This is a genomic window from Puniceispirillum sp. (SeqCode), assembly GCF_965657105.1.
Lineage (GTDB): Bacteria > Pseudomonadota > Alphaproteobacteria > Puniceispirillales > Puniceispirillaceae > Puniceispirillum.
The window spans coordinates 1-4,850 of sequence record NZ_CBFHNB010000088.1; the positions used below are offsets into that span (position 1 = coordinate 1).

At 47.0% G+C, this 4,850-nt stretch carries 6 protein-coding genes; 3 read left to right on the forward strand and 3 right to left on the reverse strand.

What is annotated here, in order from left to right:
* A partial coding sequence (locus ACTF7Q_RS10050; protein WP_438997702.1) for a hypothetical protein occupies positions 1-276 on the forward strand: 276 nt, incomplete at its 5' end.
* A 181-nt stretch (positions 277-457) separates the two neighbouring features.
* Here ACTF7Q_RS10050 and glnA read toward each other — a convergent pair.
* The 3 genes from glnA to ACTF7Q_RS10065 form a co-directional block, all read right to left on the reverse strand.
* A complete protein-coding gene (gene glnA / locus ACTF7Q_RS10055) occupies positions 458-1,867 on the reverse strand; it encodes a type I glutamate--ammonia ligase (RefSeq protein WP_013044979.1) in 1,410 nt (469 codons plus the stop codon).
* Positions 1,868-1,964: 97 nt separating this feature from the next.
* On the reverse strand, positions 1,965-2,303 hold the full coding sequence (locus ACTF7Q_RS10060) for a P-II family nitrogen regulator (RefSeq protein ID WP_013044980.1): 339 nt from the start codon (positions 2,301-2,303) through the stop codon (positions 1,965-1,967).
* 266 nt (positions 2,304-2,569) lie between these two features.
* Positions 2,570-3,442, reverse strand: coding sequence for a MurR/RpiR family transcriptional regulator (locus ACTF7Q_RS10065; RefSeq protein ID WP_438997703.1), 873 nt, complete (start codon positions 3,440-3,442; stop codon positions 2,570-2,572).
* Between the two features lie 118 nt (positions 3,443-3,560).
* Here ACTF7Q_RS10065 and ACTF7Q_RS10070 point away from each other — a divergent pair, with 118 nt between their 5' ends.
* Positions 3,561-4,343, forward strand: coding sequence for an N-formylglutamate amidohydrolase (locus ACTF7Q_RS10070; protein ID WP_438997704.1), 783 nt, complete (start codon positions 3,561-3,563; stop codon positions 4,341-4,343).
* A gap of 121 nt (positions 4,344-4,464) precedes the next feature.
* Positions 4,465-4,850 (forward strand): substrate-binding domain-containing protein (locus ACTF7Q_RS10075; RefSeq protein ID WP_438997705.1); only part of this gene is annotated, 386 nt, incomplete at its 3' end.

Below are 4,850 nucleotides of genomic sequence, written 5' to 3' on the forward strand. Positions count from 1 at the left end.
TTCAGAGAACTAAAGCCTTATATCATTGTTAAGGTAACAGAGGATAAAGATAGATTGCCCCGATCAGATTACTATATGTTGGGAGGTCGTAAATTTATAAGAGACAAACATGCAATCAACGATGAAGGTCATTTTGTAATAGGTGCCTTAATAGAAGTTTTGTACCAGTTAAGAAATATTTTGTTTCATGGTGCGCTAGAACCCAATGCAAAAACTCATTTAGTCTATAAAAATGCCTATCTAATTATGAGAATACTCATCACTAAATTAACCTGAGTCTTTAACATTCCACACCAAAACAAAAACCCCCGAACCGCTTATGCGATCCGGGGGTGATTATATGGTTACTAATTACGCGGCTTATGCGGCACGCTTATTCAGTTTCAGTATGATGCCGAATTGGCGTGATACCCAACTAGCGATACCCAATTAGCGATACCCAATTAGCCATACCCAATTAGTATGAGTAATACATCTGGAATTCGACCGGATGCGGTGTGTGCTCGAGTGCGATGACTTCTTCCATCTTCAACTCGATATAGGCATCGATCTGTTCGTCGGTAAACACGTTACCCGCGGTCAGATAGGCACGATCAGCATCAAGTGACTCAAGCGCTTCACGCAAAGATGCACATACTGTCGGGATCTGCTTTAGCTCTTCGGCAGGCAGGTCATACAGATCCTTATCCATGGCATCACCCGGATGAATCTTGTTCTGGATACCATCAAGGCCAGCCATCAGCATGGCTGAAAAGGCCAGATATGGGTTCGCGGTTGCATCCGGAAAACGGACTTCGACGCGCTTGCCATTTGGCGAATTCACATGCGGAATACGGCATGATGCAGAACGGTTCTTTGACGAATAGGCCAGCAGCACAGGTGCTTCATAACCTGGGATCAAACGCTTGTAGCTGTTGGTTGATGCGTTGGTGAAAGCGTTCAATGACTTAGCATGCTTGATGATGCCGCCAATATAGTAAAGCGCGCTTTCAGACAAGTCAGCGTAACCATTGCCAGCGAACAGAGGCTTGCCATCTGTCCACAGTGACTGGTGCACATGCATGCCCGAACCGTTATCGCCAGCGATTGGCTTTGGCAGGAAGGTTGCGGTCACGCCATAGGCATGGGCAACCTGATGCACGGCATATTTGTAAAGCTGCATGTTGTCAGCAGTTTCCAGCAATGTGCCGAACTTCACACCCAACTCATGCTGTGACGGGGCCACTTCATGGTGATGCTTTTCAACGCTAACACCCATGCCAGCCATAACAGTCAGCATTTCGCCACGGATATCCTGGCCGCTATCAAGCGGGGGAACAGGGAAATAGCCGCCTTTGACGCCCGGACGGTGACCCATATTGCCTTCAGGATAGTCGGTGGCGCCGTTGTAAGGGCCTTCGACTGAATCGACCTGATACATGGCACGGTTCATTGAGACGTCGATTTTGACATCTTCAAAGATAAAGAATTCGGCTTCTGGACCAAAGAAAGCGGTATCGGCAATGCCAAGGCCTTCCATATGGGTCAAAGCGGCCTTTGCTGTTCCGCGTGGGTCGCGTGAATAGGCGGCACCTGAACCTGGCTCCAACACGTCACAGAACAAAGCCAAAGTCGGCTGGGCAAAGAACGGGTCGATATAGGCGCGATACAGGTCAGGCATCAAGGTCATATCTGACTCATTGATGGCTTTCCAGCCTGCGATTGATGAACCGTCAAACATGAAGCCTTCGGCCAATGTTTCTTCATCAATTGTGTCGATATGCTGGGTTACATGCTGCATCTTACCACGCGGGTCGGTAAAGCGCAGATCAACATAGGTAATATCGTTTTCACGGATCATTTCCATGATAGCTTTTGCGTCAGACATACTAGAATCCTTTCATGTCTTTGGTCATTTGCCTGTGGTTTGATAGAGGCAAAATAGGGCCATATCCGGCAAGACATCTTGCCGGTATCTACATAGATTAAACGGCGTCTCCGCCACGTTCGCCGGTGCGAATTCGGATCGCTTCGTCGATTGTCGAAATAAAGATTTTGCCGTCACCAATACGTCCGGTCTGGGCGGCTTGCTGGATGGCGTCAACAACACGCTCAAGCATGCTGTCTTCAATCACCACTTCGATTTTTACCTTGGGCAGAAAATCCACGACATATTCAGCACCGCGGTATAATTCTGTATGTCCTTTTTGGCGGCCAAATCCTTTGGCTTCAAGCACTGTGATGCCCTGAATGCCAACCTCATGTAGCGCTTCTTTAACCTCGTCCAGCTTGAACGGTTTAATAATCGCTTCGATTTTTTTCATAATGCTGCTTTCAGTTTCCCGTCTGCCATTGCGATTGGCAGGATGGTTTGTTTGTCACATATAAAGAGTCTGGTTTAAATTGCCTTACACACAATCGCGACAGATCACATATTTAACAGGCGCATTGTCTTGTGGAATGCATGTATTGACAAGATAGGCATCGCGCGTGACCTATGCGTGATAGCTGATTTTTAGAAAATTGCCACTAGAATAAGCAGGTTGCCTAAATTTTGTGCAAAGTTGGCTCTGGGTGATTTCATTCAGCTTTAGATGAATTTGCGGAAAAAGCGGGTGCGATCAAACATATCTTCAAGGTTTTCAATGCGTGTGCGGGTGTTCGGCCAGATTCGCTCTTGAATTTCGGCAATCATAATCTCAAGCAATAAAAGGCTGGTTACTGACGAATCCCATGCTGATGGCACAGCAATCTGGTTAGTAAAGCTGTAAGTGGCAAATTTACTGACAGGTGAGCCCCATTGATCGGTAAATAGAACAATTTTAGCGCCTTTTTCAGCCGCAATCTCGGCAAGCTTCAAAGTGCTGGTTTCATAGCGTCTGATATCAAAAATAATCACCACATCATTCTCTTTGACGTCAAGCAGGTAATGCGGCCATGCGTTTGAAATTGACTGAATATGCGTCACATCAGGACGTATTACCTGCAAATGCAGGAACATATATTCAGCCAAAGCGCGGGTGATTCGTCCGCCAACGACAAAAACACGCTGATCGGTATCAGCGACCAGCGCACATGTCTGATCAAAAGTGTCGGTGTCAAGCTGGCCAAGTGACTGGCTGATATTGCTGATGACCGCATCGGTAAAGCGGTTCAGAATATGGCCGGTTGGTGCCTTTTCAGCCCATGTTTCACGTTTGGTAATTGGGTCGGAAATTTTGGCTTCAATTTCTAAACGAAGCGCGGCCTGAAAGTCAGGGAAACCCGAAAAGTCAAGCTTTTGCACCATACGGGCAACAGTGGGTGTCGATACGTCGGCGCGTTTGCCAAGCGTGGTGATCGTACCAAGCCCCGAAGCTGGATAATTTTCCAGAATACAGGCGGCAAGCTGGCGTTCAGCCCGCGTCAGATTATCAGACTGGCTTTTCAGTCGTTCGGCTACAGTTAGGTTTTTTTCGGTCACGTCTTGCCTCCCAAATGTAAATTACTACACATTAAATCCAAAGATGAAGAATTTTTTTCAGTAAATTTCTTGACAGGTCACTCTAAGATGAAGAATTATCTTCATAAGGGGTTGCATGATGACTTTAATCGATAATGATTATGCTGAAGATACCAAGCAGGTTGCCACATTGGTCAACCCGCAAGCGACGTCGCCGATTCTGCTTGTCTGTGAACATGCCTCAAATTTCATTCCATCTGAATATAGGGCACTTGGTCTATCTGAAAATGACCAGGCCAGTCACATTGCCTGGGATCCAGGTGCGCTGGGGCTATCCCATCATTTGGTAGATATGCTTGATGCGCGTCTTGTCTATAGTAATGTATCGCGGCTAATTTATGATTGTAACCGTCCTCCCGAAGCGCTTGACGCGATGCCCGCGTCAAGTGAGGGCAGGACGATTCCGGGCAATCAGGTGATTGACGAGGCTGAACGTGCGCGGCGGGTTACGCGGTTTTATGATCCGTTCAAAAGCCTATTGTCAGATACGCTTGCGTCAATGTCGGGTAAACCGGTTCTGGTGACGATTCACAGTTTTACACCTGTTTATCGGGGCCAGGCACGCGATGTTGAATTTGGCATTCTGCATGATAGTGATCAGCGTCTTGCCGATCTCATGCTTGAGCATGCATCTGCTTATACGACGCTAAAGGTCATGCGGAATGAACCTTATGGTCCCCAGCATGGGGTTACCCATACGCTCAGGCAGCATGGCATAGATAATGGCTATCTAAATGTGATGTTAGAATTTAGCAATACTCTTTTAACTACTGATATAGATCAAAAAAATATAGCTGAAATGATTGTAGCATTATTAGGTGATGCGCTTGGCAAGCTGCATAAAGGTGAGGTGGCGGCATGATAGTGTTGCAATGACGTTGGCCAGATAAGACGTGGCGTTTGTAATTACTAATGAGTCGTTAGGCCGCTAATATTTTTTATTAAGTGTCTGAAAATAATTAACAACCAAAGAGGAGAATAAAATGAAGAAAATTACCAAAAGACAATTTTTAGGTGGCTCGGCCGTTGTTGGCGCGGCGGCGACGTTAGGCGCGCCGGCAATCCATGCACAGCAAGCCATTAAGTGGCGTTTCCAGACCTATGCAGGCGCGGCACTTGGAGAGCATGTGACAAAGCCGGTGATTGACAAGATCAATGAAGCTGCCAAAGGCGAGCTTGAAATTGAGCTTTATTATGCCGATCAGCTAGTACCAACTGGCGAGCTGTTTCGGGCCTTGCAGACAGGTACCATTGATGCCGTTCATTCGGATGACGATTCAATGGCATCACCAGCTGAAGTGCGTGTGTTCGGTGGCTATTTCCCAATGGCAACACGTCATGCGCTGGATGTGCCGGTTCTGTTTAACCA

Excerpts from the sequence above, each read along its gene's own strand:
- ACTF7Q_RS10060 (WP_013044980.1), bottom strand. The coding sequence starts at position 2,303 with ATGAAAAAAATCGAAGCGATTATTAAACCGTTCAAGCTGGACGAGGTT.
- ACTF7Q_RS10070 (WP_438997704.1), top strand. The coding sequence starts at position 3,561 with ATGACTTTAATCGATAATGATTATGCTGAAGATACCAAGCAGGTTGCC.
- glnA (WP_013044979.1), bottom strand. The coding sequence starts at position 1,867 with ATGTCTGACGCAAAAGCTATCATGGAAATGATCCGTGAAAACGATATT.